Raw genomic sequence first — 26,381 nt, 5'->3', positions numbered from 1 at the left:
TCAGCAGCTCGCTATCGCGTGGAGACTTCAACGGATCATTCCGATTACGTGGTTTGTCAGTGTTACAAACCGTCTCGATCGCCCTGGAATACGGTTTCGCAGCCAGTATCACGAACTTCGGGCCTAGATTTTCTTTGGAACGACAAGCGTTGTTGCGTTGCCCATTCAGCTCTCGTGCCTGGAATCCTGATGCCCCGCCCGAATAAGTACCGACTATGTTGAAAAAAAACATCCCATTGATTGCCATCCTGATGAGTTTGTTATTTGGCGTTTTGGTTTCCGCAGCGTGAGCGGATGCCATCTAGTTTGGCACTAAGCACCGTCGGAACAATAAGTGACGTGTTTTCCCGTAGCGGAAGTCGTCAAGACTTTCGTTTTCCAGGCTGGTCGAAACTCTCGCGCGAGTTCCGCTACGTCAGTAATTACTCCGAAGGTCCTAACCAGGTGGTTTAGTAGCGGTGCGGCGCAAGCCGCCCGGCCGAAATCGAACGTTTTTTCATGCTACAACCGAACGGCGTTGTAGTCGGGACGCAGCTGAAGTGCTGCTTCGACCTCGGTTATTGCATCACTGTGCTCTCCGCTGTTTTGCAACGCCAGTTCGTAATCGTGGCGAGTGACTGCGAACTCACGTGCTGTTCCCACGTGTGTATCCAGCCGAACGAGTTTAGTTGTCAATCCTTCGGATGGGCGAATCCGCTGCGGGTTCAACCGCCCCCAGTTGCGTTGTTGTGTCAGTGGCAACCGGTTGTTTCACCTCCGAAATGTCGCTCGATAGTGCGGCAAGTCGCTGCAGTAGCGGGCGGTACCCAGGCATTAGCTCTGCTGCGATTTTCACATGGGGCAAAGCTGACTCCCTATCACCGACCCGCTCGAGACTTTCAGCGAGGTTGATGCGTGCCCCTACGCTGTTGGGACGCAGCGATACCGCAGCAGTCAAGAACCTCAGTCCTTCTTCTGGACGCGGCGGCTGGTGGGCCACGCACAGGGCGGTGCCAAGGAAGTGGTTGGCCCAATAGTTCGCTGGATGATTCTTCTGAGCCATTTTGAGCAAACGAATCGCGTCGTTCGAGGGTTCCAACTGATGGAGCGATGCGGCCAATTGAATCAAGCTGGAGGGTGGCTGAGTATCGACGTGCTTGGACTCCGCGAGTGTACGCAGCACGTGTAAATCTGCCGACAAAATGGCCCCTCGTAGTTCGCTCCGCCACGGATCAGGATCCATGATCGCGAGCACATCATGAGCCCAATCCGCTGCCGACCCTTCGCTCAACAAACAGTCGAGAGACTCGATCAAGCTTCCAAGTGTCGTACGCGGACAAGCATCCAACTTGGCGGCAGCATCGGATGCCGGAGTTTCCGCAGGGATGATTCCAAAGTCGCGGTAGGCTTGCAAAATGGAATCGACCGCGATGGATCGACCAAACGTATCACCGATGTCGCTTGGCGTGAGGTGGGTTGCCCGTTCGCGTGCATCATCAAGCAGCCGAATGAGCGTTAATGCAGATTCGTCGCTACGAATTTGTAATCGCGCCGCGAGATAGCGAACTTGCAAACCCGATAGTGAAGGACGCGAGGCCAGTAGCGATTCGACTTTTGCGATGTTGGCTTGCGCGGTTCGAAATTCAGCATCGGAGTGTTCGCCACCTTCTGCAGCCCGCGAACGTGCCGCATTGGCGTCGCCCAACAGCTGCTCGACTTCCGACGTGACTTCCGCAACTTCAATTCGTCTTTCGCGCTCATATTGTTGCCAACTGTAGCCCCCGATGCCACTGGCGATGAGAATCGTTGAAGCTATCGCGGCCGCTGCGATGACAGGGACGCGATGACGTTGGTAGTATTTTCGCGAACGATAGCTGAAGGTTGGCGCAACGGCGACGACAGGTTCACGGTTCAGGAATCGCTGCAAGTCGTCGGCCAAGTCATCGGCCGTTGCGTAGCGCCGCAGCTTGTCGGGTTCGATTGCGCGGAGCGCAATCCAATCCAAATCCCCTTTGACTGCCGCAGCCCACTGATTTGGCTTGGCAAATCCGAGAGTTTCTGCAAAGACTGCTTTGAAGTCATCATCAGCATCGGCAATGCGACGGGTCGGCGTGACGGGTTCAAACGACTGTACATGCAAAATGATGTCGGCTAGGCTCTGAGCGTCATCCGGCGGCGCCGTTAGCGGAGTCGAACCTGTTAACAACTTGAACAAGATCGCGCCGATCGCAAACACGTCGGTTCGCGCATCGATTGTCGCCCCCGCAGCCTGCTCGGGACTCATGTATGCCGGTGTGCCTACCATTTCGCCAATGCGAGTCGCGTTATTGCTAGTGGCGTATGTCTCATCAGTGAACTTGGCAATACCAAAATCAATGACCTTCAAATTGGGCCGCCCCTCGCAATCGGAAACCATCACGTTGCCGGGTTTTAAGTCACGATGAACAATTCCATTTGCGTGGGCACGCTGCACAGCACGGGCGATGCGGATGACCAATTCCACGCGCTGATTGACGCCCAAACATCGTTCGGCGCAGTATTGATCGATTGGCAGTCCCTCGCAGTACTCCATCGCGAAATAGGGAGTGCCCGACGGTGTGGCGTCCGCTTCATAAACCCGCGCGATGTCGGGATGATCCATCAGTGCCAACGCTTGACGTTCGGCATAGAAACGGCTGATGGTGGCCTGGTCCTCTAAACCGCTTTTGATCATCTTCAACGCGACATAGCGCCGAACCGGTTCAGATTGCAACGCCTTGTAAACCGACCCCATACCGCCGCTTGCAATCACCGATTCGATCTGGAATCGGCCGATGGTCGAACCAATCAACGGATCGTCTTTGACCGCATCCGACGACACGGATCCCGGATCGGTGTCCGCGGAACGGTTTCCGTTACACTCCGTAACCGAATTCGACTTGCACGTATTTTGGCGAAACCCGGCCGACGTCGCGTCGACGTTGCATGCTGATTCGTCCAAGTTCGTTGAACTCGGTTGCACAAACCCGGCTGCTGTCGCTTCGGAGTTAGCTACAGACACGGTTGCGTCCACCGTGTTTGGCTTCGTAGAGCTTCGCGTCCGCCGCTTGTACGAGCTGGTCTTCGTGTTCAGGTGACTCGAGTGAAGCAAACTCGGCCACACCGACGCTGATTGTGATCGGCAACGGTCCGACGGACGTTGGAAACGGCTCGGCTTCGACGGCAGCCCGGCAGCGCTGGGCGACTTCGATCGCTTCGGAATTCACAAGGTCAGTAAGCAGGATCGCAAATTCTTCGCCACCATAACGTGCGAACACATCATGTTCGGCGATCACGGAGTTGACTCGATTGCCCAATTCCTTGAGAACCTCGTCGCCTGCAAGATGGCCGCGGGTGTCATTGACGGATTTGAAATGATCAATGTCCATCATGATTAGACAAAGAGAAGTGCCACGATGGAGCGATTTTTGGAATTCACGATGGATGATGTCGAGGAACGATCGCTTGTTCAACGTTCCTGTTAATCCATCGCGAGTCATCATCGAATAGACAGCTTCGTGATAGTGAAGCTCGATGTGATTGCTAGAGAGAAATTTGAAAATGTAGTTGCCGAATTGAACTCGATCGCCAGGTTTTAACGTCGCAGACTCGACAGGTAACTCGTTAACACGAGTGCCATTGGTGCTTTGGAGGTCGGTGACGTGATACTCGTCGCCAGTGCGTTCAATCAGAGCATGACGTCGGGATACCGAACTGTCGGCGATGTTCAATCCACAGCTAGCGTCACGCCCCACCGTCGTTTGCGGTTGCTGCAGGTCAATCAAGCGAGCGCTAACTTCAAGCGGATGTATTTGCAGCAGATGACCTTGACCACCCGGTTCAGGTAATTCCGATTGTGCTTTTGTGACGGTTTCTTCCCAAGCGGATTGCAGCATCCCTATTACCCCTAATGTCAAAATCGAACGCGAGTCCTGCGGCGGCGGGAATTCGCCACTACGTCGCTCGGACGCAGATTCCCACCGTGAAAAGAGTTGCACGGCGAATAACGAGCCATCAGGCAAACCGCAGCGAAAGAAAGAGCTTCGCCGAGAAACTGTGACGAATGTCTGGGTGATAAGGATTGGACTGAAAATCGAGGAGTGACACCCCATACGAAATAGGAGTGCAGTCAGTCAATAAAATTGGGAGGTTGGTACGCAGATCGGGAGATTTTGGACGACGGTGGATTGGGGCGAGAACTCCCTGCTTTGCCGCCAGGGCGGCCAACGAGCCTCCCTAGCGGCTTCGGTCGCGATATCGTGTTGCTGTATCCCGTTACATAACAACGAGTCAAACTCGGACGATCCGCATTGGCCACAAGTTCGAGCCGATGAATCGGACGACGACGAAACAAGCGTCAGTCGCTTATGTGTTATTCGATCACCAAGTCACAGGCCGGGTTGCGTCCGTATCACGAGGTACTGTTCGACGAAATGATCAAATGAGAAATCAACATGGTGACCGGGCCACCGAATCGTAAGCCCACCCGCGAGCGGATCGTATCCAGCGGTATACAGCGTTCCCCAGCCTTGCTCGTGCTTGGTTTGGTAAAGGGGCGGTTCGAGAAATCGGGATGCGAATCGTTCACGTGTTTCAAACGGGTCGCCTAGGCGGAGCGACAGGACGTGCGCACGATCGAGGCTAGAGGTTGCAATTGCATGTTCGGGCCAATCGACGCGGTCTTGATGGTTGGTCGCCGATGCGCGTCGCGAAACCACCATATCACGGTCTGGCGAAACGAAAATTGTTGCATAGGCCCCGGCCTTGTCGAGCACAGTGACGTTATACGCCATGTGACTGGGGACACGTCCAAGAACGCTCGTTGCTTCGGCCGTAGTCTCACAGAATTCCAGGATGTAACGCAGGATCAGCGGGATACCGAATCCGTCGCCGATTGTTTTACGCCCTCCGAACGCGAGCGATATCGCTAACCCATGCTCATTCATCCCATCGAGCGCTCCCCACAAGCAATCACTCATTGCGATCACGCGGGTGCCATTCCACTGGGTATGCCACAACTTGCCTTCCCACAGCTTGTCGCTGTAGTCGTAGTTGCGTATCAAAAACGGCCGATCACGCATCCAAACGGCTTGCGAACATCCCGACATATAGTTCGTCGGGCAATAGAGGCTCAAAAAACGCGCCGCCTGATCACCACCGCCGGACAACTCGAGCATTCGCTCGTAAGTCGGCATCAGTTCGGGCATGTAATTTCGTAGCGCTCTCTCGCAACTCAAGAAAGTAGGGCGTGCTTCGTCGCCTTCTTTCATGAACCATCGTGAATACGACGGCCAGAAACGCTCGAAGAGTTGGCGCCACTTCTCGCCTGGGGTCGGCTCTGCGATCGACTGGAAAGAAATTTTCACGTTACATTAACTTGAAATTGCCGGCTTCGGCGACTTGCTCAGCGACCACCGTTTCGGCAGCCGGGACAGGACGCGAAACGAAGTGCGACTTGATGCCTTCCGTCCACGCGCGAGCTCGATCGTTGAGTTCAAAGTCTTCGGTCATCAACCGGCCCGGCGTAATCAGGATGCCCAGATCGGCCCCCTCGTACTTGTAGTCACCTGGTTTTGAGATGCGTAGGAAGAAACCTTGTTTCTCGGATTCAACCGTTCGACGGTGTGTTTGCATTCGCACATATTTAATGCTTCCGTCGTCGTTGAGTTCCCAAATTCCGGACTCCGGCGCCGACGTGATCAACTCGACCGTGTCGGCTGTATGTTTGATGACCAATTGGCCCCAATTGTCGATGTTGTCCGGGTCTGACCAGCGTTGATTGAGATCCGCGACGTCAAGTTCAAAATCGACATCCGCCCATTCGAGCAAATGGAACAAAAATAGCGGTGCATCGGCATGAGCAAACGCTGCCAAGTTGGTCATCGCACTCGCGCCCGTTACTCGTGGATTAACTTCGCCGAGGTACAATTCATCGGTGTCGAGGTCTCGCAGGAAGTCGAGCTCAAAATAGCCGCGATAACCAAGTTTGCGAAGTTCTTCGCCAAACTTGAACGTCATATCGCAAGCCTTATTGCGAACATCTTGCGTGAACGCTTCTGCGAACACTTCATTGCCGCACCAACCGCCACGATACGGTGTCAACTCTTTGAATCCGACAAGCTCCGTCATCAATGGACCGACGATGGTTCCATGTCGCGTCACGCAGGCCTCCTGGGCCGAACCTCGACAGCGAATCTTCTTCATCACTTTGACTTCGGGATCACTCTTGATCTCCTCGGCGTGCTTGTCCCAGTCGGCTTCGTTGGAAATGAAAAATGTAGTGTGACCTGAGTCTCCGAACGCCGTTTGAATGACAACGTCGTCGCCGAGGTGACCGGTTTTCTCTCGCAGTTCGGCATAGCTTCCGATCTTCGCGAGCACGTTTGGGACGCTCGCAATTCCCGCACGGTCACCGATCCGCGTCGTCATGATCTTGCTGTCGATTTCTTGACGCAACTTCGCCGGTGGGAAACAAACTTCTAAGCCAAGTTGACGACACAGTTCTTCGGTTTGCTCGTCAAAGAAAAGAAAAACTGCTTTACCGGCTTTGCCGTCCTGAGACCGTTTTCGAATCAGATCAACGACTTCCTTGTGTTCAAGCAAGTAATTATTAATGTCTTCGATTGAAGTGAATGGCCGGTGCGGGATCTCCGATGGCGAGATCACGTGTGGGTGCTGACCATCGAAGCAATCGATATAGCTGATGAAACGAAAGTGGCGAACCCATTCGTCGATACCGAGCAAATTGAAGTTCGTTGCACTCACAAAATAGATTGGCGTCTCATTGCGGTGAAAGAAGAGACGAATATCGGGAATGCCGCGAAGTGTTTTGGTGGCGGTTTTTGTAGCGATGCTGGTTGACATTGAGGCGGTTCCATGCGGCTAGGAATGAGAGAGAAAAGGGCGGATCAAACTACGACCGACTCAGACGGAAATTTTCGTCTTCGAAGACTTGGCGATGTGAGAAGCACGTTTGCGTCCGTTGGCTCGCTCATCTTCGATCGCAACGACTTCTTCCGTGAACACTCGAAGCCCGAACATGGGTTCATAACCGTGAATTTCTGTCACATCGAGCGCCATCAAGAATTGAACGATCTCGCGTGAAATGACCTGACCGGGCACGAGCACCGGGAAGCCCGGCGGATAGGGAGTAATGAACGCTGCAGAAACAAGCTCTTGGCCCGCGTCAATTGCCCGCAATAAAGATCCATCCTCTAGCTTTATGAAGTCACAAGCGGTGTCATCGTATGCTTTATAAAACGCTCGCCTTAGATCGCCTTCAGGCGTCGTGCTGTCCGGCGACGTCAAGAAAGCACGATGAAAGCGGCTGAAGTTTGGTAGCGGAGGAAGATCCTCATTGAGTGATCGCACACACTGAGCGTGAGCCGCAAGCTCGACCTCGCTCCATCGGTCCAGTTTGTCATCCATCTCTCTGGCCATTTCCGTCAACACGTTGACTAAGTGAGCAATAGTACCTCGCGTCATGCCAATGTGGATCATGAATAGTACCGTGTTGCGAGATGTCTTGTTGATTTGGATGTCAAAGCGATCCATCAACAGCTTTTTGAACGTGTCGCCGTCGACTCCCAAACGCCCCACATGCAACGTAACTCGTGTCGGATCGAGAACGAATTCGTCGCTGAGCCAAGCTTGATCCATCCTGCCCCAACCGTTTGTCTTGCTGAAGTATTCCTTCAATCCCGAGGGCCGATATTGTTCAAGGATCATCTCTTGAGGTGCTAGTACGGTGAAGTACTTTCCGATCAATGAATCGGAATCAATACGTTCGCGAAGCATCATCGCAAGCTCGATGCTACGGCTGACCATCTCGTAGCCTTCTAGTTCGACTTGCCGCCGTCCCACATCCAACGACGCGAGGATTTGGTAGTTAGGCGAAGTCGAGGTGTGCGTCATGTACGCTTCATTGAACGCATTGCGCGTGTGATGCTCAAAGTCCTGGTCGTGCACATGGATCATCGAGCCTTGACGGAACGCTGTCAGTGTTTTGTGCGTCGAATGAGTTGCGTAGACGCGAACGCGAGCCTCCGAGGGATCTGGCATCAAACGCTGGTCAAGCCACGTCGCATCGTCATCAGGATCAAGCTCGTCAAACTTGCTGCGCCATATCTTGTATTCGCGAGCGTATTGCTCGCTGGCATACCGCTGACGCAAGTGCGCAGCGGACCACATCGCGGTGCGTCGACGCAGGATGGGAGAGAACCGACCATAGGCAAACCAGGCTTCGTCCCACAGGAAAATCATGTCCGGCTTGATTGCCAACACCTCTTCCATGATCCGAACAGGATCGTACGTCACACCATCAAACGTCATATTGGTAAGCAGCAGCATGCGGACGCGATCCAATTTTCCGGCACGCTTAAGCTCCAATAGCCGAAGTTTAATTTCAGAAAGCGGAACCGCTCCGTACATCGAATATTCGGGAAGTGGATAGGCGTCCAAATAGACCGGTTGTGAACCCGACAAGATGACGGCGTAGGGATGAGATTTATGGCAATCATGCGCCAGCAACACGATGTCACCGGGACGATTGATCGCTTGCATCACGATCTTATTCGCGGTGGACGTGCCGTTGGTCACAAAATACGTTCGCCGTGAACCGAACGCTCTGGATGCTCGTTCCTGGGCATCTCGCAGTGACCCGGCGGGCTGCAGTAGCGAATCAAGCCCGCCGGTGGTCGCCGATGTTTCGGCTTCAAACATCTTATGACCATAAAACTCCCCCAAATCGCCGATCCAGTTCGAGCGAACGATGGTCGCGGCATGAGAAATTGGCAAGGCATGGAACATTGCTGTCGGTTTGCGGCTGTACTTTTTCAACGCGTTGAAGAATGGCGTCGCGAAGCGTTCGTTGACAGCCTTGAGGATACTTAGGTGCAATTCATGATAGTTCGATTGGTTGTAGAACGCTCGGCGAAACGCGAGACTCGGCTCGCCCACGATCGCTTCCACGGGAGCATCGGTAACGAGGTAAAGATTAAGCTCGGGACGCAATTTCGCCAGCATTTTCCCCAAGTACAAACTGCGTTGCGTCGGCATCATGGACGCGATTTTGTTCGGATCATGCTCTAGCAACGAGTGAATTTCGTGCAGTAGCTTGAACTTGGAATTTGTGGCAAATGGAAAGCTGTAGCGAATGACACAGACTTGAATATCGGGATTTAAAACCACCGCCACCAAGGCGTCTTCGAAAGTTCGAACAACCACGATTTCATAAAAGAAGAGGTCGTCATCGCGACGGAGGTCTCTCAATTCTCGGCGAAGTTCTTTCGATTCGACGTCGCCGATCTCATCGACGACGAGGACCTGAAAGTAGGGGCGTTTTTCCTGACGGATTCGCACGTGAATCTCTTCACTGAGTTTGGCCACGCTCATCAGATCGCCATAATCGGTCAAACGTGAGGCCGTCAAATCCAGCTTGCGATACATTCCGCTGGACATCATTCGCACCATGCGGAGCGTTTGGCGTGCGAAATCCTCGTAACGCCTGCTTTCGAATGAAGTGCACACTTGCTCGAGCGCTGCTAGTCCTGGAAAAACAAAGTACTCTTCCAGTGGTCGCAGGAAATTAAAGACTTCTGTACAGGCATCCGTCAGCCACATCACATCAGTCTGCTCTGCCGATGTGCCCGATTTAGCGATGCGGTTGAGCCGGCGTGCGCTGTCTCGCAAAAAATGCCAGATATCCGTTCTTGATCGAGTCGCGTTGTAGATCGCCACATTCGACGGATTCAGTGACTCGAGATCAAAATAGTCGTAAACTTGGTCTTTCATTTCCATCTTCCCTGCAGGCGTGCGGTTCATTCGATCACTTCAACACCTGGGTTGCTCAAGCTTGATCGAGTCCGGCGCCTTCATCCAATCCGGCACGAGAACCGCGAGACATTTTTTCGAGGGTTCCAAGCGATTGCAGGTAGTCCCCGCGTCGACCACCGGGAGCGTAGACAGGAAAAACGACCTCGGAATCGCGGAAACTCTTGAGCGGTTGCCCCAGTCCTCGCATTCCGACTTCGCGATATCGTCGAACGCGATCGAGATCGATTTCCATCGGCACAAGTTCTTCGGCGGCACCGAATTGGTGCAGAACATCGCCAGCAGGGCCACAGATGATACTGCGTCCGTTGCCACCATCACCAACGCCATTGATATCGAACATAAAGCACTGGTTCATCGCGGAAGTTGCCCGAACAATCGATAGCTCGACGTCGCGGTCAATGGTTCCCGTCAGCGTTGGGTGCAAGATAACCTCGGCGCCCATACTGACGAGCGTTCGCGAAGTCTCGGGGAACCACATGTCATAACAAATCGAAACGCCAAAGCGTCCGGCGTCAGGCACGTCAAAAACAAAAAACGAATCGCCGCACGACGTGCCTTCTTCGTAGGGCAAGAACGGAAACATCTTGCGATAACGACCGACGACTTTGCCCGTTGGATCAATCACCGAAAGCGTGTTGTACTTCTTTCCATTGAGAATTTCGACCAGCGATCCATTGACGATCCAAATCTTGTGATTCGCGGCCATCTCTTGGAACTTGCGTTCGGATGGCCCCGGTAGTGGTTCCGCCTTGGCCGGGTTGGGCCCATGCGAAGCCAACTCGCTGAACACGACCATCTGCACCCAGGGATACAGGTACATGAAATAGTCAAGTTTGGCCGTCATGTACGGCAAATTGTCTCGCAGACCTGAGGTGTGCAGCTGCAGGCCACCGATGGAAAAGGGGGTCATATCGCGTTCGCTTTTGTTGGTATGGTTTGTTTCTGTTGCGTATTCTCGATGGCGGACACAATTTCTTCGCAAAGGATGCTGAGACCACGATCGAGTTGTTCATCCGTAATCACGAGAGGGGCGAGGAAGCGGATCACGTTGCCGTAGACACCAGCGCCGATGATCAACAACCCTCGTGACACACAGGCCGCGAGAATCTCGTTCGTCAATTGTGTCGCCGGCTCGTAGTGATCACCATCGACAACGAACTCAACACCAATCATCGCTCCGAGTCCACGAACATCCCCGATGGATTTGGGGAAACGTTTCTGTAACTCATTCAATCGTGTTGTCACTCGCTCGCCAATGATTTCAGCGCGAGCATTAAGCTGTTCGCGTTCCATCAATTCAATCGTGGCCAGCGAAGCCGCGCAGGAAACCGGATTGCCACCGTAGGTTCCGCCGATCGTGCCAGGTCGTGCTGCGTCCATGACATCGGCTCTGCCCATCACGCATGCGATCGGCATTCCACCACCCATCGATTTGGCCCAAGTCGACAAATCGGGAACCACGCCATAGTGTTCATAAGCGGCCCATCGACCCGTGCGACAGAATCCCGATTGCACTTCGTCAAGAATCAGCAGAATACCGAATTCGTCACAAAGTTTTCGCAACCCGCTCAAGTAAGCCAGAGGCGCGGGATTAAATCCACCTTCGCCTTGAATCGGCTCCATGATGACCGCGGCGACTTGTTCCGCAGGGACGGAGTTGAGTAGCAATTCGCGAAACCGTCTCAACTCGCGTTGGACGAATGCATGTTCGCTCAAGCCATCGCCGTAGTGGAAGTAGTTCGGAAAAGGCAGCCTGTACACTTCGGGTGCGTACGGTCCGCATCCAATCTTAAAATTGACCTTACTCGTCAGCGACATCGCCATCATCGTGCGACCATGGAAGCCTTCGGAAAAGCAAATCACGGCAGGCCGATTGGTCGCTTGTCGGGCGATCTTGATCGCGTTCTCAACGGCTTCGGCCCCCGTGTTGACGAGCATGACTTTGGTGTGTTCCCCATGCGGGAATAGCTCGACCATCTTTTCGCATAGCAAGACGTAGGGTTCGTAGGACGCGACTTGGAAACAAGTATGCAGCAAAGCGTCGCACTGAGTCTTGATTGCGTCGACGATTTCCGCACGACCATGGCCGACATTCATCACGCCGATACCACCGACGAAATCGATGTACTCGCGGCCTTCGGGGTCCACGATGATGGCACCGCGAGCCGACGCAGCGACCACGGGTGTCACCATAGATACGCCACGTGGAGTGACGACTTGGCGACGAGCAATCAGGCTTTCACTAGATTTCATTGGATTGATAAATTAAACGAAAACTGGTATGGTTTGCAAAACCACGGTAAAAACGAGGTCGTAATGTCCAAAATATTAAGCAACTCAGGCGATCCTGTCCAGCCGAATTCGAAAGAACCAGCATCAAGCGAATCGGAAGCCGTTGGATCTCGGCTGCTTCGGTTGCGTCAGGCGTATGGAATTTCGCAACGAGAATTGGCCAAGCGTGCCGGTGTCACGAATGGCGCCATCTCGATGATCGAGCAGGATCGGGTGAGTCCCTCGGTTGCATCGCTCAAGAAGATTCTGGAGGTGTTCGGCTTGTCACTCGCCGACTTCTTTGCGGATGACTTCGAGCCGGACTCGCAAGTTTTTTTTCGAACTGCAGAACTCGCAATTATCGCGGACGGCTTGGTGGTTCTACGTCAAGTCGGATCGAATATGTCGAAGCGTCAAATGCAGATGCTGCACGAGATCTACGCGATTGGCGGCGACACCGGCGAGGTGCTGTTGTCGCACGAGGGTGAGGAAGCCGGGATCGTGGTTCGAGGTGAGATTGAGGTCACTGTCGGCGGACAAGTTGAAGTACTCCGACGCGGTGATGGCTACTACTTTAACAGCCGCCTTCCCCATCGGTTTCGCAACATCGGAGACGAGGAATGTGAGCTCGTTAGCAGTTGTACTCCCCCCAGTTTTTAATCTGGAGCGAACGAGAAACACGCCATGAAACTGATCGGTATCGTTCTGTATCTGATCATCTTGTTGATGATCGGTGTTGCGGCTTCGCGCCAAATGAAGAACTTACGCGACTACTATGCCGGTGGTAAGCGATTCGGATTTTGGGCCGCAGCCTTTTCGAGTCGTGCGACCGGTGAATCCGCGTGGTTGCTGATTGGGCTGACTGGAATGGGAGCGGCCGTCGGCGCCCAAGCGTTGTGGGTCGTGTTGGGAGAGGTACTCGGCGTTGCGGCCGCGTGGATATTTCTTTGCAGGCGATTCAAACGCCTCACCGATCTTTACGACTCGGTCACGATACCCGACTATCTCGAATCCCGACTTCGAGATACTACCCATCGGATTCGATTGGTTGCCGCGTTCACGCTTGTGGTGTTTGTCACGATCTATGTCAGCGCCCAGATCGATGCGATCGGTACCGCATTTGAAGGCTTCTTAGGTTGGAACTACTACGTCGGCGCGATCGTCGGTTTCGCCGTCGTGCTGGTATACATCGTTAGTGGTGGGTTCGTCGCGGTGGTGTGGTCGGACGTCTTTCAAGGGTCGCTGATGGTCGTCGGTTTGGTCGCCCTGCCGTTCTTTGGATTGGCTGCCGCGGGGGGATTTGAGCCCACGGTAAATGCACTGCGACTACAAGACCCGGCACTGTTGTCGTTGTGGGGACCGGATGGCCCCGGTGCAAAGTCGCTGCTGACGACGCTCGGATTCCTGGCGATCGGTCTTGGGTTCATGGGGTCGCCGCAGATCTTTGTACGATTCCTTTCGTTGCGTTCCGAAAAAGAGATCCGTCCTGGTTCAATCGTCGCCATTGTTTGGACGTTGTTGGCCACTAGCGGCGCAGTACTGATCGGAATGGTGGGGCGCGCATTACTGATGAAGCCCAATCAAACCGTACAAGACGAACTCGGATCGGGAGGCCAGCAGGTATTGCCGATGCTGGTCGCAAGCTCGGTTCCGGATTGGGTCGCCGGACTGTATATCGCGATTGTGCTCGCAGCGATCATGTCGACCGTCGATTCATTGCTCGTACTGGCGTCGAGCGCGTTCGTCCGTGACTACTTTCAAAAAGTTCGCCATCCGGAGATGAGTGATGAACAACTTTTGGGCCGCAGTCGCATCGTCACATTTGCACTCGCCGCCGCTGCGCTTTGTATCGCATTTTGTGTCGCCGCGCTCGTACCCGGTCGCACGGTGTTTTGGTTCGCGATCTTTGGTTGGTCGGGAATCTCGGCAACGTTTTGTCCCACCATGATCTTGTCCCTGTTCTGGTCGCGATTGACTGCTCGAGGAGCACTCGCGGCAATGTTGGCGGGTTTCGCGAGCGTCCCGTTCTTCAAGTTCGTAGCACCCCAATTACCTGTCGTCGGCGAGGCATTTTCAGCGTTGTCCGAGCTGCCGCCCGCGTTCATCGTTTCGCTTGCCGTTGCCATCGTCGTCAGTCTGTCGGACCGATCAACGACCTTGAATCCGACTCAACTTCACGACGATCTGAGCGATCAATCTCATCCTTCTCCTCATTCTCGTACCGGATAAACCCTAGCGATGCTTCAATCCGAACTACTCAAAACGACCAACGGCTTCATCAATGGACGGTGGTGCGGTGCGGACTCGAACAAGACCATGCCCGTGGTCAATCCGGCCACCGGTGACACGATCGCCATCGTCCCCGTGATGGGACGTACGGAAACCGAACTCGCGATTGAATCGGCGGCAGCGGCTTTGGCGACCCCTTCGACGATTGACGAGCGGCGCCGCTGGCTCAGCCAACTCGCAGATTTGATCACCGAGCATCGTGAAGAGCTTGGTCGGATCATCACTCATGAGCATGGCAAGCCTTGGAAGGAAGCGCAAGGGGAAGCAGACTATGCGGCGAGCTTCTTTCGCTACTATTCAACGGTTGTGGATCATTTGAAACCGAGGCAGCTTGCCGATCGACCTCGCGGCCACCAGTGGACGGTGTACTCGCGCCCCGCAGGTGTCGTGGCATTGGTGACACCTTGGAATTTTCCGCTTGCAATGTTGGCGAAAAAGTTCTCCGCTGCGCTCGCGGCCGATTGCAGTAGCGTGGTGAAACCATCGTCGAAAACACCGCTTTCGATGGTGGCTCTGTTCAGCTTGATGGAACAGATTGAATTGCCTCCGGGCAAAGCGAACTTGATCCTTGGCCCAGCGGGTGAAATCAGCGACGTGTTGTGTGCGCATCCTGCGGTGCGAGTGATCAGCTTCACTGGTTCGACGCCAGTCGGCAAGAAATTGATGGCTGCCGCCGCCCCTCACTTGAAGCGACTGTCGCTCGAACTCGGTGGCAATGCACCCTTTATCGTCTTCGACGACGCCGACTTGGAACAAGCCGTGGACCACGCGATGTCGAACAAGTTTCGCGGATCTGGCCAAACCTGTGTTTGCGCCAACCGCTTGTACGTGCAGAGCGGAATCGCAGACGCATTTGCCACACGACTGGCCGAGCGAGCGACAGCGCTGCGTGTTGGCGACGGAATGCAGGAGGGAACCGAGATGGGACCGCTCATCGATCAAAACGCATTCAACAAAGTGCGCTCGCATGTGGACGACGCGATCAATCAGGGTGCAACGCGGATCGCTGGATCGGAAACGCAAATCGCCAGCAGAAACGCTGGTTGGTTTCATCCGCCAACGGTCTTGAGAGGTGTCACGGCAAACATGCTATGCGTCCGAGACGAAACATTCGGACCAGTAGCGCCAATCATTGAGTTTGCAAGCGAGCAAGAGGTGATCGATGCCGCCAACGCGACGGAATACGGTTTAGCAGCATACGTCTTCACCGCAGATGACCAGCGAGCGGAAAGGGTAATCTCGCGATTGCAGTTCGGTCACGTCGGGCACAACACCGGGTCCGGACCGACCGCCGAAGCACCGTTTGGCGGGATGAAGCAATCCGGCTTCGGCCGTGAAGGCGGCCTCGAAGGGCTTCATGACTTCATTGAGACTCAAACGGTCCCCCGTCCCTAATGGCCCGTTTCGCCTAAGGTTTCGGGTACGTATGAGTAGCGGAAGCCGTCAAGACTTTCGTGATTTGCTTAGCGATCCGAAACTCTTGACGAGTTTCGCTGCCCTTAAATTTAAGCTGTGACGCTGCACTAGCTGGGGACAAAGCTCTTCGCGTGAGCTTCGCGTTTGGCCAATTCCAAATCATGCTCGGTCATGATGCGGGCCAGTTCTTCGAGGTTCGTTGTCGCTTCCCATCCCAACTTTTCTTTCGCCTTGCTTGGATCACCCAATAGCAATTCCACTTCGGCAGGACGGAAATAACGAGGGTCGATCTCGACGAAATCTTCGTAATCAAGGTCGAGTTGTTGGAAGACAAGGCGTGCGAAATCGCGAACCGTTTCCGTACGACCGGTGGCAAGTACGAAATCGTCTGCCTCGTCGTGCTGCAAAATTCGCCACATCCCTTCGACATAGTCTTTTGCGTAGCCCCAGTCACGCTTGGCATCGAGATTACCGAGATACAGTTTCTTCTGCATCCCGACTTTGATTCGCCCAGCGGCTCGAGTGATCTTACGTGTCACAAACGTTTCACCGCGACGCTCCGATTCATGGTTGAACAGGATTCCGTTGCTGGCGAACATATCGTAGCTCTCGCGATAGTTCACGGTTTGATGGAACGCAAACACCTTTGCACAGGCGTAGGGCGACTGAGGGTTGAACGGAGTCAGTTCGGTTTGTGGTGTCTGTAAAACATCCCCGTACATTTCGCTGCTACTGGCCTGGTAGACGCGAACCGGTTTGTTCTTGTTCAAAAGCCGTGCAGCTTCGAGCACGTTCAATGCACCGACGCCAACTGTTTGCAACGTGTAAACGGGTTGGTCAAACGAGACACGCACATGGCTCTGTGCACCTAGGTTGTAGATTTCGTCAGGTTCGATCTCGAGCACGAGATTGGTCAGAGCTTGTCCGTCGGTCAGGTCACCATAGTGCAGACGCAGTCGCGAGTCTTCGTGAACATCTTGATAGATATGCTCAATTCGCTCGGTTGAAAAAGTACTGCTACGACGGACAAGGCCGTGCACAGTGTAGCCTTTTTCGAGCAACAGTTCCGCGAGGTAGCTGCCGTCTTGTCCAGTGATTCCGGTGATCAATGCGTTTTTGGTCATGTCAATATCGGAGAATTGTTTGTGTTGCGAAAAGGAGGTAACGTGTTTGAGTATCTAAATAAAACGAATCTAGACCGAACGCATTTGTCCCGATTCCACTTCGTTCAAGAAGTGATCGTACGTTCTTTTTAATCCGTGGGCGAGTTCAACTTTGTGTTTCCACCCCATGCCGTTTAGCCGGGAGACATCACTGCACTTGATAGGGGTGCCATCAGGCTTGGATGGGTCCGTTTTGATGTCCCCCTCGTAGCCAACCGTTTTTGCTACGAGGTGCGAAAGTTCCAGGATCGACAAATCGACACCGGTGCCAACGTTCGCCCAATCGGGAGGATTGTCTTGTGCCATCAGAAATGTCAAGGCGTCGGCCAAGTCATCGACGTAAAGGAATTCGCGTCGGGGAGTGCCGGTACCCCAGATGGTCACGCTGTCGAGATTCTCGTTTTTGGCTTCATGGAATCGTCGCAACAGTGCCGGCAACACATGACTGTGCTCGGGGTGATAGTTGTCGCCAGGGCCGTACAAATTAGTCGGCATCGCACTGTGAAACATCACACCGTGTTGTCGCCGATAAAATTGGCAAAGTTTTAATCCAGCGATTTTCGCCAATGCGTACGCTTCGTTGGTCTTTTCAAGGGGGCCGGTCAGCAGTGCTTCTTCCTGAATCGGTTGCGGGCAATCACGGGGGTAGATACACGTGCTGCCGAGAAACAGGAAGCGTTTCACACCCGCAGCGTAGGCCGCGTTGATGGCAAAGGTGGACATCAACAGGTTGTCGCCTAGAAATTCGACAGGATAAGTGTCGTTTGCAAGCACTCCGCCGACTTTGGCTGCCGCAAAAATGACGGAGTCGGGGCGATGTTGAGCGAAAAAATCCTCGACCGAGCTTTGGTTGGTCAGATCCAACGTGTCACGAGAGGCGGTTAAGACTTCGCAATTAGCCTCGCTTGCCAATCGGCGGCAGACCGCCGAACCCACCATACCGCGATGGCCAGCGACGTAGACTTTCCCAGTGATTTCGGTCATTTCGCAGAGACGTGTTTAGAGAAGCGAGAGTAAACGGACAGCGTTTAGGCTACTGATAGCAACTTTCGGTCGCTCAGCCAACACGAACTTTGATTCGCAAAATGGTACATAAAAACCGCTCGTGCGGGTTGGGGGGACTGGCGACTTCTCGCCTTTTTTTAGCGATCGTAAGTCCTTTGTGAACTGAGACGGTTATATCGCCGATGCTAGTCTACAACGGCCAGAGAGAATTGCCATGGTCGGCAACCACCCGAAAAACGGCCGTTTTGTTAACTTTTCAAGCTAATTTGAGATGAGATCGGGATGCGTAAAGACGTCAAAAGATCGTTGGTTTTCTGGCCCTTGCTAGCCTCGTTGGTCGTTGTAGCGGTCTCGTGGTTCGGGGCAAATAACCCTTCGTTCATCGCGTTTGAAACACCACAACGGCATCAAGACTCGCCAACTGCACACTCCGTCGCCGAGCCGAAAGGTCAAAAAGCAGTCGTTTCGACGGTGTCGGTGCTGCCCACCGCTAAACCAGTTTCACGATCGGAAGCAGATTCTGCAACTATCGAAGTTAGCGTATTGCACGAGCAAATTGAACCTCCGGTCGTCGACGTGACCCTCGTCGAACGCACCGAGCATGGTTCACGCGGAATGCGGATGCCGATTCGGCTTGAGCGTGAGCTAATCTCGCCATCCGCCTCGATCGCAACCAGCGACCAGCCCACGGAATTGCCGGAAGCGATCGAAGAACCGATGCCGGCCGTTCCTGAAAATTTGGATGCCGAACTCAGCATCGCAGCCGCGAATCGCTTTGACGCGTTCGCTTTCGAGTCGGCTGTCGATGAAGACCAAATGCAAGGCAGCTTGCTGCTAGGGGCGACCAACACGGTTATCGGAAACGCGAACGAGACTCATGTCACCGGCGATCGTAATGAGCAAACGCCTGCGAAACCCAGTGTGGCCGCAATCGCAGAGCAAGCTGAGCCATCCAAACAGCCTGAGGCAACTTCGAAGGCGGAGACGGCGGCCACCCCTGGTCGTTTACTTGCTCCGGTTCGCGACGAACAGCACGAGTTGGCTGGGCATGACAATCCGATGATCGACGACGAGTTGTCGCTAGCAAGATCTTATGATGAAATTGCGATCCTGAGTCCCAGCGTTGACTATTCTCGCGTCAGTGGCAATGAAGTCTCGTTGAACGTCGCTTTACCGACACGCTCACCGTCGGTTGATCTTGCTGCCAACCCAAGTACACGCGAATCGATTTTGCCAAAATCAATTTCGGTGCTGTCGAAGATCAGCCCCCAATCCAGTTTCGACCCGCGCACTCCGGAGGTCATTGCCAAAGCCAACCTCTCGGATGACACAGTATCATCGCAAGACGCTGGAGCGATCTTTCAAGCGAGTCGTCGATCACACCAGCTGAGTCCCGCTGGCTGGCCCGTAACAAGCCGTCTAGACCAACAGTTGAACCTGTTGGCTGAATTTGCAAATTCCGACTCCGAGGCGGATTTCAAATCGTACGACGTTGGAACGACGCGTCGGCAAGAAGAGATGACTGCGGTGGATCATTGGACACAACGAGTCCAGGCTGTGCTGGGTGAATTGCGTACTCAACCGCGTCTAGGTGTTTCGCGTGCTGGTCAGCTGATCGATGAACTCGATGTGCTCCGCAAACACGGCCGCGCGACCGCCGAAGCGATGGCGACGCGTGAGATCCAGATCCGATTCCTCTACGCCTGTTTTGCAATCGAACGACGTGTAGCGGTATGGAAACCGATTTGGCATTTAACGCAAACGGGAGACACACAAACACTCAGCTCGCGTCATGGAATCGACAGTGAAGTCGACGCCAGAGCCTATGTTGCCAAAGTACGACAGATTCTTGCCGAAACCGGCGATGCGGAAGGATGGAGTCAATTTTTGCTGCTCGACGCGATCGAAAACGCAGCAACAGGAATTTCCAAAGACGATCGTGCGATGTTGGCAAAACGTTTCCTTGCCCGCTTGCGTTGGCACGGGTTGCACCCCGAACATCGTGATTGGCTTGGCAACGATGCGATCGAGCAGCTTGCCGTCGTCGTTCGCCCCTGGACTCGCGGTGCGGTGGACTACGCGAGTCTGTTAAATCAAATCGAGCACCAAGAATCCAACGAGATTGATACCGTCTCGGTCGAAATCGCCGAGGCCGTTCAAACGCTTCGCCACGCGGACAACCCCGTCGCAGTCGAAGTCGCAACAGCGATTGACACCTATTATCGAAACGCAAACGTGCGGATGGCGATCAGCCAGCAAATGCTGCAACGAATGCTGCCGACGATCGCTCCGCAATCGATCCCCGTTCGCACTCGGATGCTAGGCAGTCGTGTGCGTGGGATGAGCCATGTACAAAGTGCGCTCAGTATCAAACTGTTGCCATCACCAAATCATTGGCAAATTGATTTGCAAACCACCGGGAATGTACAGACGCAATCGGTGGGTTTCAGCGGCCCCGTTGCACTGCGGACGCGCGGTGGTACTGATTTCCAAGCGACGACCCCCATTGAAATTACCCCCGACGGGGTACAACTAGGCGAGTCATGGGTCGATGTTCGTGGTGAAAACCGATTGCAAGGAATCGAAACCGAATACGACAACTGGCCGCTGATTGGTGCACTCGTACGAAGTATTGCCGCATCACGCTACGATTCACTCGAACCGATCTCGAACCGTCTCGCCCAAGAAAAAGTTCGCGATCAGGTAGGTGGCGAAATTGATCAACGCATCGACAAAGAGGTCAAAGATTCGGCTCGCAGTTTGTCCAAGATGGTACTGGGACCGCTCGGTGCACTGAAGCTTGACCCACAGGTCGCCGACATGCAAACGACCAACGACCGCTTGTTGGCGCGTTATCGACTGGCGGGCGATTGGCAGCTTGGTGCCTACACCCCACGGCCACGCGCACTTCGTGACAGCTTGATGAGTGTCCAGGTCCATCAATCTGCGATGAACAACACGCTCGAACAGCTTGTACCGCGAGATCAGCCTCGTTTCATTGCGGACATGGTTGGCGAAGGAATGATGCTGTTCGGACAAAATCTAGCCGTGGTCCCCGACGACATCCCCAACGATGTCATGATTCAGTTTGCTAAGACACGCCCGATCACCGTCGAAATCGAAGATGGCAAGCTTTGGCTGACGCTACGGATTGTACGACTGACTCGCGGAGAGACGTTTGATTTGCGTCGCTTCGTTGTGCGTGCTGCGTACGTGCCCCAAGTTGAGGGTCTGCGAGCGACGCTTGTTCGCGAGGGGCATCTCAGCATCAGTGGGCCTAGCCTATCGATGCGAGAGCGACTGCCGATCCGTGCGATTTTCAACAAGGTGTTATCACCGAATCACGGGTTCCCGCTGACGACGGAATTGTTGGTTTCGCATCCCGCGGCAGAAAAGTTGCAGATCAGCCAGTTGGAATTGCGCGAAGGATGGATTGCAATGTCGATCAGCGAAGGCAATCCTGCACGTGTTGCCACTCATCCTGGCGGGCGTTCGGCAGACCGCAACTAAAATGCGAAATCCAATTCGACTTCGCGTGTGCGAACCGCCTGGATGAATTCGGGCAAACTGGGCAGCATCTCACGTTCTGTGCAGATATCCCTGCTATTCATCCAGCGGTACTCAGCGACTTCGTCCGGGTTGGGCACCGGGGTCGCGTCGGAATCAAGATGGGAAAGCCACCACGCCAGCGTGGTCCCCCAAGGGGTGACGCTTCGCCAAACCAATCTTACTGGCGTTACATCAATCGTCAGTTCTTCTTGCATTTCGCGAACCAACGCAAACTCCTCGCTCTCTCCTTTTTCGATCGTCCCGCCGGGTAAGCATAGCTTTCCTGGTGCCGTGACGGTCAACGAGCGGCGAATGATCAACAATTTCTCGTCGCGGAAGATCACTCCCACGACACCTCGCTTTTTTCCGATTCTTTGCTTGAAGTGACTCATACCGTGCTTTTACCCAAGAATCGCTTGAGCCACAATCGGAGTTAACCAGCGAAGGCGTCGATCGCCCGTTGTGTCGAGTCGACGGCTGATCGCTCGATGTCACTACCGTGCCCCAAATTACGTCGATTTTTTGAATCCTATTCGCACCCTTTTCGACTTTGATTTTTCCAGCCAACCGGCCCAGGAAGCGATCCGAATCATCGACCGTTTGCGTCGTGCTGGCTTTACTGCTTATCTCGCGGGCGGCAGCGTCCGTGATGCGCTGCTCGGGAAATCGCCCAAAGATTATGACGTGGCGACCGACGCGACGCCCGATGCGATCCGTGATGTGTTTGGCAAGAATCGTACGCTTTCGTTCGGAGCTAGCTTCGGCGTGATGGGCGTGTTGCCAGATCGCCGAGAACCTTTGTCTCCGAAGCCAGCGTCTAAGAAATCAGTGGCTGGCAAAAAAGACGACGCCCCTCTGCGAAACCTTAAAAAAATCGAACCGACCGAAGTCGCAACTTTTCGCAGTGACGGTGTTTATCTGGATGGTCGACGCCCGGACAGCGTTCATTTTGGGAATGCGTCGGCAGATGCGATGCGACGCGATTTCACAATCAATGGGCTGTTTTACGACCCAAGCACTTCGCAAATTATCGATTACGTTGGTGGACGCGAAGATATTGGTCGTTCGCTGCTGAGAACGATCGGCGACCCCCGCCATCGATTTGCCGAAGACAAACTGAGAATGTTGCGTGCGGTTCGCTTCGCAACCACGATTGGATTTCAAGTCGAATCTGAAACGGCGGCAGCGATTCGTGAAAAGGCTGACGAGATTAATGTGGTCAGCGGCGAGCGAATCGGGGTCGAGATGCGTCGCTGCATGGCATCGGAACACGTCCCTAGCGGACTGGATTATCTCGACAGCCTGTCGCTGACGCCTCACGTTTTGCCAGAATTAAGCCACATGGATCGCCAGAGAGTGGCGAGACTGTTCGTGAAGAAGCGTCGCCGTACCTTCTCTACTGCGTTTGCCACTCTTTTGCTGGCCAGCAAGAAGCCGTCCGCGGATCTTGCGGCGATCACCGACCGCTGGAAGCTTTCGAACGAGGAGGTGCGGATCATCACGGCCGCGGTTTCGGCAGCACCAAAATTAGTGAATGCACACAAATTGGCCTGGTCAAAGATTCAACCGATCTTGATCGATCGCGATGTGACGTTTGTACTGGACGTCGCAATGGATCTCGCTGCCGCAGATGAGCTCGGGCACGAAGGAATCGAACGCGTTCAGCAGGCGTTGTCCCAATCCAAGGATGTGCTCGACCCGGTTCCCCTGCTCAACGGCGGCGATCTGGCCGAGTTGGATATTCCCGCCGGTCCCGTGTACGCAGAGATATTGCGACATCTTAGGCAGCGTCAACTTGACGGTGAATTACAAACTCGCGAGCAAGCGATTAGTGAAATTCGGGCGCGGGATTGGTCGCGTGAACTTTAGTACGATCGCTGTGGGCGACCGCGGATAGCCGGCCCTGAGAGGGCTGGCGATCATGCAAAGGGGAAGAGTGCCTGATTTCTCAAGGGCTCACGTCTCGGTTTTGCAATTGCTGGATCAACTTCAATTGCCAACGATCGTTATTTGCATCGCTTTTGGGCTGTTTTGCCGCACAATTATCCGCTTCAACTGGCGTGTCCAGAGCGAGAATGGCGGAAAGTGGATTAATTGTATCCCGACGGTTGGGGATAGGATCGGCACCTCCGATTTGCTTGCTTATAAGAAGTTCGCCTCGTTAGGGACGGTTGTTTTCGCGTTTCGTGGGTCCGAGTGGTCGAGACATCGCGGCGATATTTTTGGGTAAATTTCCCCCTTGGGAGCAGTTTCTGGAGCGACTTTGGGCTATACGCGGCGGTTTAAATCGGTAAATTGAACCTTGGTTGGTTGGTTGATCGTGCAGCTCGTAGCCGGATTTAGTAGGCCGGGGCGTGCAGTTTCGTCCGTCCCACTTGGTAGGTCTCCAAATAGGCCGCAGTCTTTTATGCCCGCAACTTCCAACGGCGGGCGGTCAAATCCTTGCACAGGAGTTTAGCGTTGGGAAGGAAATTGTATTGTGGAAACTTGAGCTTTGGTGTCTCAAGTTCTGATCTGGAAAATTTGTTTTCAGAGTTTGGCACGGTTGAAAGCGCCCAGGTCATCACTGATCGCGATAGTGGCCGGAGCAAAGGCTTCGGGTTCGTTGAGATGAGCAGCGATGCTGAAGCTCAAGCGGCTATCACTGGACTGCACGAAAAGGAACATGACGGCCGCTCATTGACAGTCAATGAAGCTCGCCCTCGTGAAGAACGTGGCGGCGGAGGCGGCGGCGGACGTGGTGGTTATGGTGGCGGCGGCGGCGGTGGTCGCAGCGGTGGCGGCGGTTACGGTGGCGGCGGCGGCGGTGGTCGCGGCGGCAGCGGTGGCGGCGGTTATGGTGGCGGCGGCGGTGGTCGCGGCGGCAGCGGTGGCGGTCGTGGCGATCGCTACTAAGACCTCACGGTTTAACTGATTGCAGCTTTGCCCTGGCAACGGGGCACAAAGTGAAAACATTGAAATATCGAACGGCATGCCTAGGACTTCCTAAGCAATGCCGTTTTTTTTGCGCCGTGATTGGGAAATCACCGCTGGCGGATTGGCCTGCACCGCTAAAACTTTGGGCTTCTTGTGATTTTTGGTTGCGTTGGTTTTCTGCCACCTCTCCACCAACTTCGTTGGTGGAGAGGTAACTGCAGCATTGGCCGGAAGAAGAACTCACTCCCAACATCTGACGCCACTCCCAAAGTTTTTGCTGCCCAGGATCATCGCCCTTCCAACCAACCCGTCAACTTTGTGTTACGGGCGTTCGCATCGAAACTTGAAGTCCGCCTGCTAGGTGAAGTCGGCCTGCCACTTGAATTCTTCTTATCAGGCGGCCGAAGCAATCTATCACGATGCAAGCCCGATCTATTGCGTGACCGCCGTGACCTGGATCGTATGAGTCACCGGTTGCATCACGTCCCGGATCGATTTCGCGAGTGGAGCACGCTCCGATTCCGTCTTCTCGACCGCTGCAGCAAAGTCCGTCTTGCCCTCTTTACCATGAAAGACTTTTTTGACTTGGTGAGTCTCAAAGGCTTGTTTCGCTGCAACCGCCTCGTCAACTTTCGCAAATGCCGCGGAAAACGGGTTGATCGCAAAATCGTTCGCCAAGTTGACTCCCGCCTGAAGATCGGCACCAGAATACACCCGAGATTGGTCGCCCCAAGTCACTCTGTATTCGTTGTTCGTCGTACCGTGGACGGTCAACGTGAAACGGTTCAGATCCTCGTTAAACGGAATCAGAGTCATACCCGAACGGATCGAGTTGTCGCGATCAACATCGCCGCTGGCACAGAATGGGTATCGCTTACTCTGCAGTGTCGCATTTCCATCGTCGTAGGAGACGAGTTGATGGCCGTCGCTGGTCGTTACTTTTCCACTTTTAAGATCGATTTCAATCTTGGCAATTTCACCATCGAGTCCCAATGCTTTTAGGAACGCATAAGCCATGATCGTGTGTCCTGCCCAGCCCGGGTGAACGCCATCGTTTCCAGCAACGTTGTAGGGTGACTCTAGTGTTGCGTGATGCTGTGCGGGTGCAAACACTTGAGCCTGGTACATCGGCCAAAAAATATCGGCAAAGCGAACCTCGTTTTCTTCTGCTACCATCATTGCGATATCGCGTAGAGCACACAGATGAACATTATGGTCTTCAAGATCTCCCGCTTTGGATTTCACCCAACTCGCAATTTTCCCCGCACAACCGGGTGACCCGACGACGACGCGAACATCATTTACCTTGAAACGTTGCACGATCGCCGAGTAATGGTCTTGATACCAGCGACCATTGGTCGCGTCGAACGGACGGTAGCGTGAATCATTCATGCCGTAGGCGAGTGTGGCAATCGTTGGAGAGAATGTCAAACAATCCTGATCCATGCGGCGGAGAAAGTTGTCGGTCTTTTCACCGCTCCATCCATATTGACGCGCCGTGATCTCGAGCTCTGGCACACACACAGTAAGATAGGTTTCGATCATCCTCGAGTACATTTTCTGTTCGGTAATCGAATCACCGCAAATGGCTAAACGATCCCCTTTTCTCAGCAACAAAGGTCCTGTTGCCGGCGCTTTCCGCGGATTGAATGCGGCAAACGCTTCGTCGTCCGGCTTGGTTTCATACTTGTAAGGACCCGATGGCATGACCACCGAATCGACGTGCTGTGCGACCGCCGCCGGCGAAGTGGACTGTGCGTATACGGATCTTGTACTGTGTGCACAGATGCAAGCGAGCAATACCGGGAGAATCAATTTTTTCATGGCGTGATCAACAGGGGGCTTGAAAGGGTGGGAGCAAGTTGGCTGGATCGCCACTCTGTGATGGCGAAGGCTCAACAGTTTAACCGAAATGCGGTTGCCGGAGCATGAGTCGCGATC

At 54.1% G+C, this 26,381-nt stretch carries 18 protein-coding genes; 6 read left to right on the top strand and 12 right to left on the bottom strand.

Going from position 1 to position 26,381, the window contains the following annotated elements:
* Positions 1 to 501 precede the first annotated feature (501 nt).
* The 8 genes from SH528x_RS19540 to gabT all read right to left on the bottom strand — a co-directional run bounded on the left by SH528x_RS19540 (position 502) and on the right by gabT (position 12,084).
* Complete coding sequence (locus tag SH528x_RS19540) at positions 502 to 642, bottom strand: hypothetical protein (protein ID WP_442505133.1); 141 nt, start codon at positions 640 to 642, stop codon at positions 502 to 504.
* 22 nt (positions 643 to 664) lie between these two features.
* Entirely contained in the window at positions 665 to 3,019 is a 2,355-nt protein-coding gene (locus SH528x_RS19535; RefSeq protein WP_442505132.1) for a protein kinase domain-containing protein, read from the bottom strand.
* Entirely contained in the window at positions 3,006 to 3,995 is a 990-nt protein-coding gene (locus tag SH528x_RS19530; RefSeq protein ID WP_442505131.1) for a diguanylate cyclase, read from the bottom strand. The genes SH528x_RS19535 and SH528x_RS19530 overlap by 14 nt, the downstream gene beginning before the upstream one ends.
* Before the next feature lie 390 nt (positions 3,996 to 4,385).
* The gene (locus tag SH528x_RS19525) at positions 4,386 to 5,363 is read right to left on the bottom strand and encodes a C45 family autoproteolytic acyltransferase/hydolase (protein ID WP_442505130.1); all 978 of its coding nucleotides are present in this window, start codon (positions 5,361 to 5,363) and stop codon (positions 4,386 to 4,388) included.
* A gap of 1 nt (position 5,364) precedes the next feature.
* On the bottom strand, positions 5,365 to 6,861 hold the full coding sequence (locus tag SH528x_RS19520; protein ID WP_442505129.1) for a biotin carboxylase: 1,497 nt from the start codon (positions 6,859 to 6,861) through the stop codon (positions 5,365 to 5,367).
* A 60-nt stretch (positions 6,862 to 6,921) separates the two neighbouring features.
* Positions 6,922 to 9,819 (bottom strand): aminotransferase class I/II-fold pyridoxal phosphate-dependent enzyme, encoded by a 2,898-nt coding sequence (locus SH528x_RS19515; RefSeq protein WP_442505128.1) that lies wholly within the window; start codon positions 9,817 to 9,819, stop codon positions 6,922 to 6,924.
* A 25-nt stretch (positions 9,820 to 9,844) separates the two neighbouring features.
* Entirely contained in the window at positions 9,845 to 10,741 is an 897-nt protein-coding gene (locus tag SH528x_RS19510; RefSeq protein ID WP_442505127.1) for a carbon-nitrogen hydrolase family protein, read from the bottom strand.
* Positions 10,738 to 12,084, bottom strand: coding sequence for a 4-aminobutyrate--2-oxoglutarate transaminase (gene gabT / locus SH528x_RS19505; protein ID WP_442505126.1), 1,347 nt, complete (start codon positions 12,082 to 12,084; stop codon positions 10,738 to 10,740). Before gabT ends, SH528x_RS19510 begins: the two co-directional genes overlap by 4 nt.
* 63 nt (positions 12,085 to 12,147) lie before the next feature.
* Between gabT and SH528x_RS19500 the strand changes: the two genes are divergently transcribed.
* From SH528x_RS19500 to SH528x_RS19490, 3 genes are read left to right on the top strand one after another with little or no spacing between them, the layout of a single operon-like run.
* A complete protein-coding gene (locus SH528x_RS19500; RefSeq protein ID WP_442505125.1) occupies positions 12,148 to 12,762 on the top strand; it encodes a cupin domain-containing protein in 615 nt (204 codons plus the stop codon).
* 24 nt (positions 12,763 to 12,786) lie between these two features.
* Positions 12,787 to 14,331, top strand: coding sequence for a sodium/proline symporter (locus SH528x_RS19495; protein WP_442505124.1), 1,545 nt, complete (start codon positions 12,787 to 12,789; stop codon positions 14,329 to 14,331).
* 9 nt (positions 14,332 to 14,340) lie between these two features.
* Positions 14,341 to 15,786: an NAD-dependent succinate-semialdehyde dehydrogenase gene (locus tag SH528x_RS19490; protein WP_442505123.1), complete on the top strand. Its 1,446-nt coding sequence runs from the start codon at positions 14,341 to 14,343 to the stop codon at positions 15,784 to 15,786.
* 128 nt (positions 15,787 to 15,914) lie between these two features.
* On the opposite strand, the gene gmd is transcribed toward SH528x_RS19490, so the two are convergent.
* On the bottom strand, positions 15,915 to 16,931 hold the full coding sequence (gene gmd / locus SH528x_RS19485) for a GDP-mannose 4,6-dehydratase (protein WP_442505122.1): 1,017 nt from the start codon (positions 16,929 to 16,931) through the stop codon (positions 15,915 to 15,917).
* 69 nt (positions 16,932 to 17,000) lie between these two features.
* On the bottom strand, positions 17,001 to 17,954 hold the full coding sequence (locus SH528x_RS19480) for a GDP-L-fucose synthase family protein (protein WP_442505121.1): 954 nt from the start codon (positions 17,952 to 17,954) through the stop codon (positions 17,001 to 17,003).
* Between the two features lie 303 nt (positions 17,955 to 18,257).
* On the opposite strand from SH528x_RS19480, the gene SH528x_RS19475 reads away from it, so the two are divergent.
* Positions 18,258 to 21,485, top strand: coding sequence for a hypothetical protein (locus SH528x_RS19475; RefSeq protein WP_442505120.1), 3,228 nt, complete (start codon positions 18,258 to 18,260; stop codon positions 21,483 to 21,485).
* Here SH528x_RS19475 and SH528x_RS19470 read toward each other — a convergent pair.
* Positions 21,482 to 21,916 carry an NUDIX hydrolase gene (locus SH528x_RS19470; RefSeq protein ID WP_442505119.1) on the bottom strand — a complete coding sequence of 145 codons (435 nt, stop codon included), beginning with the start codon at positions 21,914 to 21,916 and terminating at the stop codon, positions 21,482 to 21,484. The genes SH528x_RS19475 and SH528x_RS19470 overlap by 4 nt on opposite strands.
* A 130-nt stretch (positions 21,917 to 22,046) precedes the next feature.
* On the opposite strand from SH528x_RS19470, the gene SH528x_RS19465 reads away from it, so the two are divergent.
* Both SH528x_RS19465 and SH528x_RS19460 read left to right on the top strand, forming a co-directional pair.
* Positions 22,047 to 23,393 carry a CCA tRNA nucleotidyltransferase gene (locus SH528x_RS19465; protein WP_442505118.1) on the top strand — a complete coding sequence of 449 codons (1,347 nt, stop codon included), beginning with the start codon at positions 22,047 to 22,049 and terminating at the stop codon, positions 23,391 to 23,393.
* A gap of 573 nt (positions 23,394 to 23,966) precedes the next feature.
* On the top strand, positions 23,967 to 24,419 hold the full coding sequence (locus SH528x_RS19460; protein ID WP_442505117.1) for an RNA recognition motif domain-containing protein: 453 nt from the start codon (positions 23,967 to 23,969) through the stop codon (positions 24,417 to 24,419).
* A 453-nt stretch (positions 24,420 to 24,872) separates the two neighbouring features.
* Here the strand turns inward: SH528x_RS19460 and SH528x_RS19455 are convergent, their stop codons facing one another.
* Entirely contained in the window at positions 24,873 to 26,264 is a 1,392-nt protein-coding gene (locus SH528x_RS19455) for an SGNH/GDSL hydrolase family protein (protein WP_442505116.1), read from the bottom strand.
* Positions 26,265 to 26,381: the final 117 nt, after the last annotated feature.

Source organism: Novipirellula methanifontis (assembly GCF_052161655.1).
Taxonomy (GTDB): domain Bacteria; phylum Planctomycetota; class Planctomycetia; order Pirellulales; family Pirellulaceae; genus Novipirellula.
The sequence above is the reverse complement of the archived record's forward strand: the minus strand, read 5'-3'. Positions and strand labels throughout refer to the sequence as shown.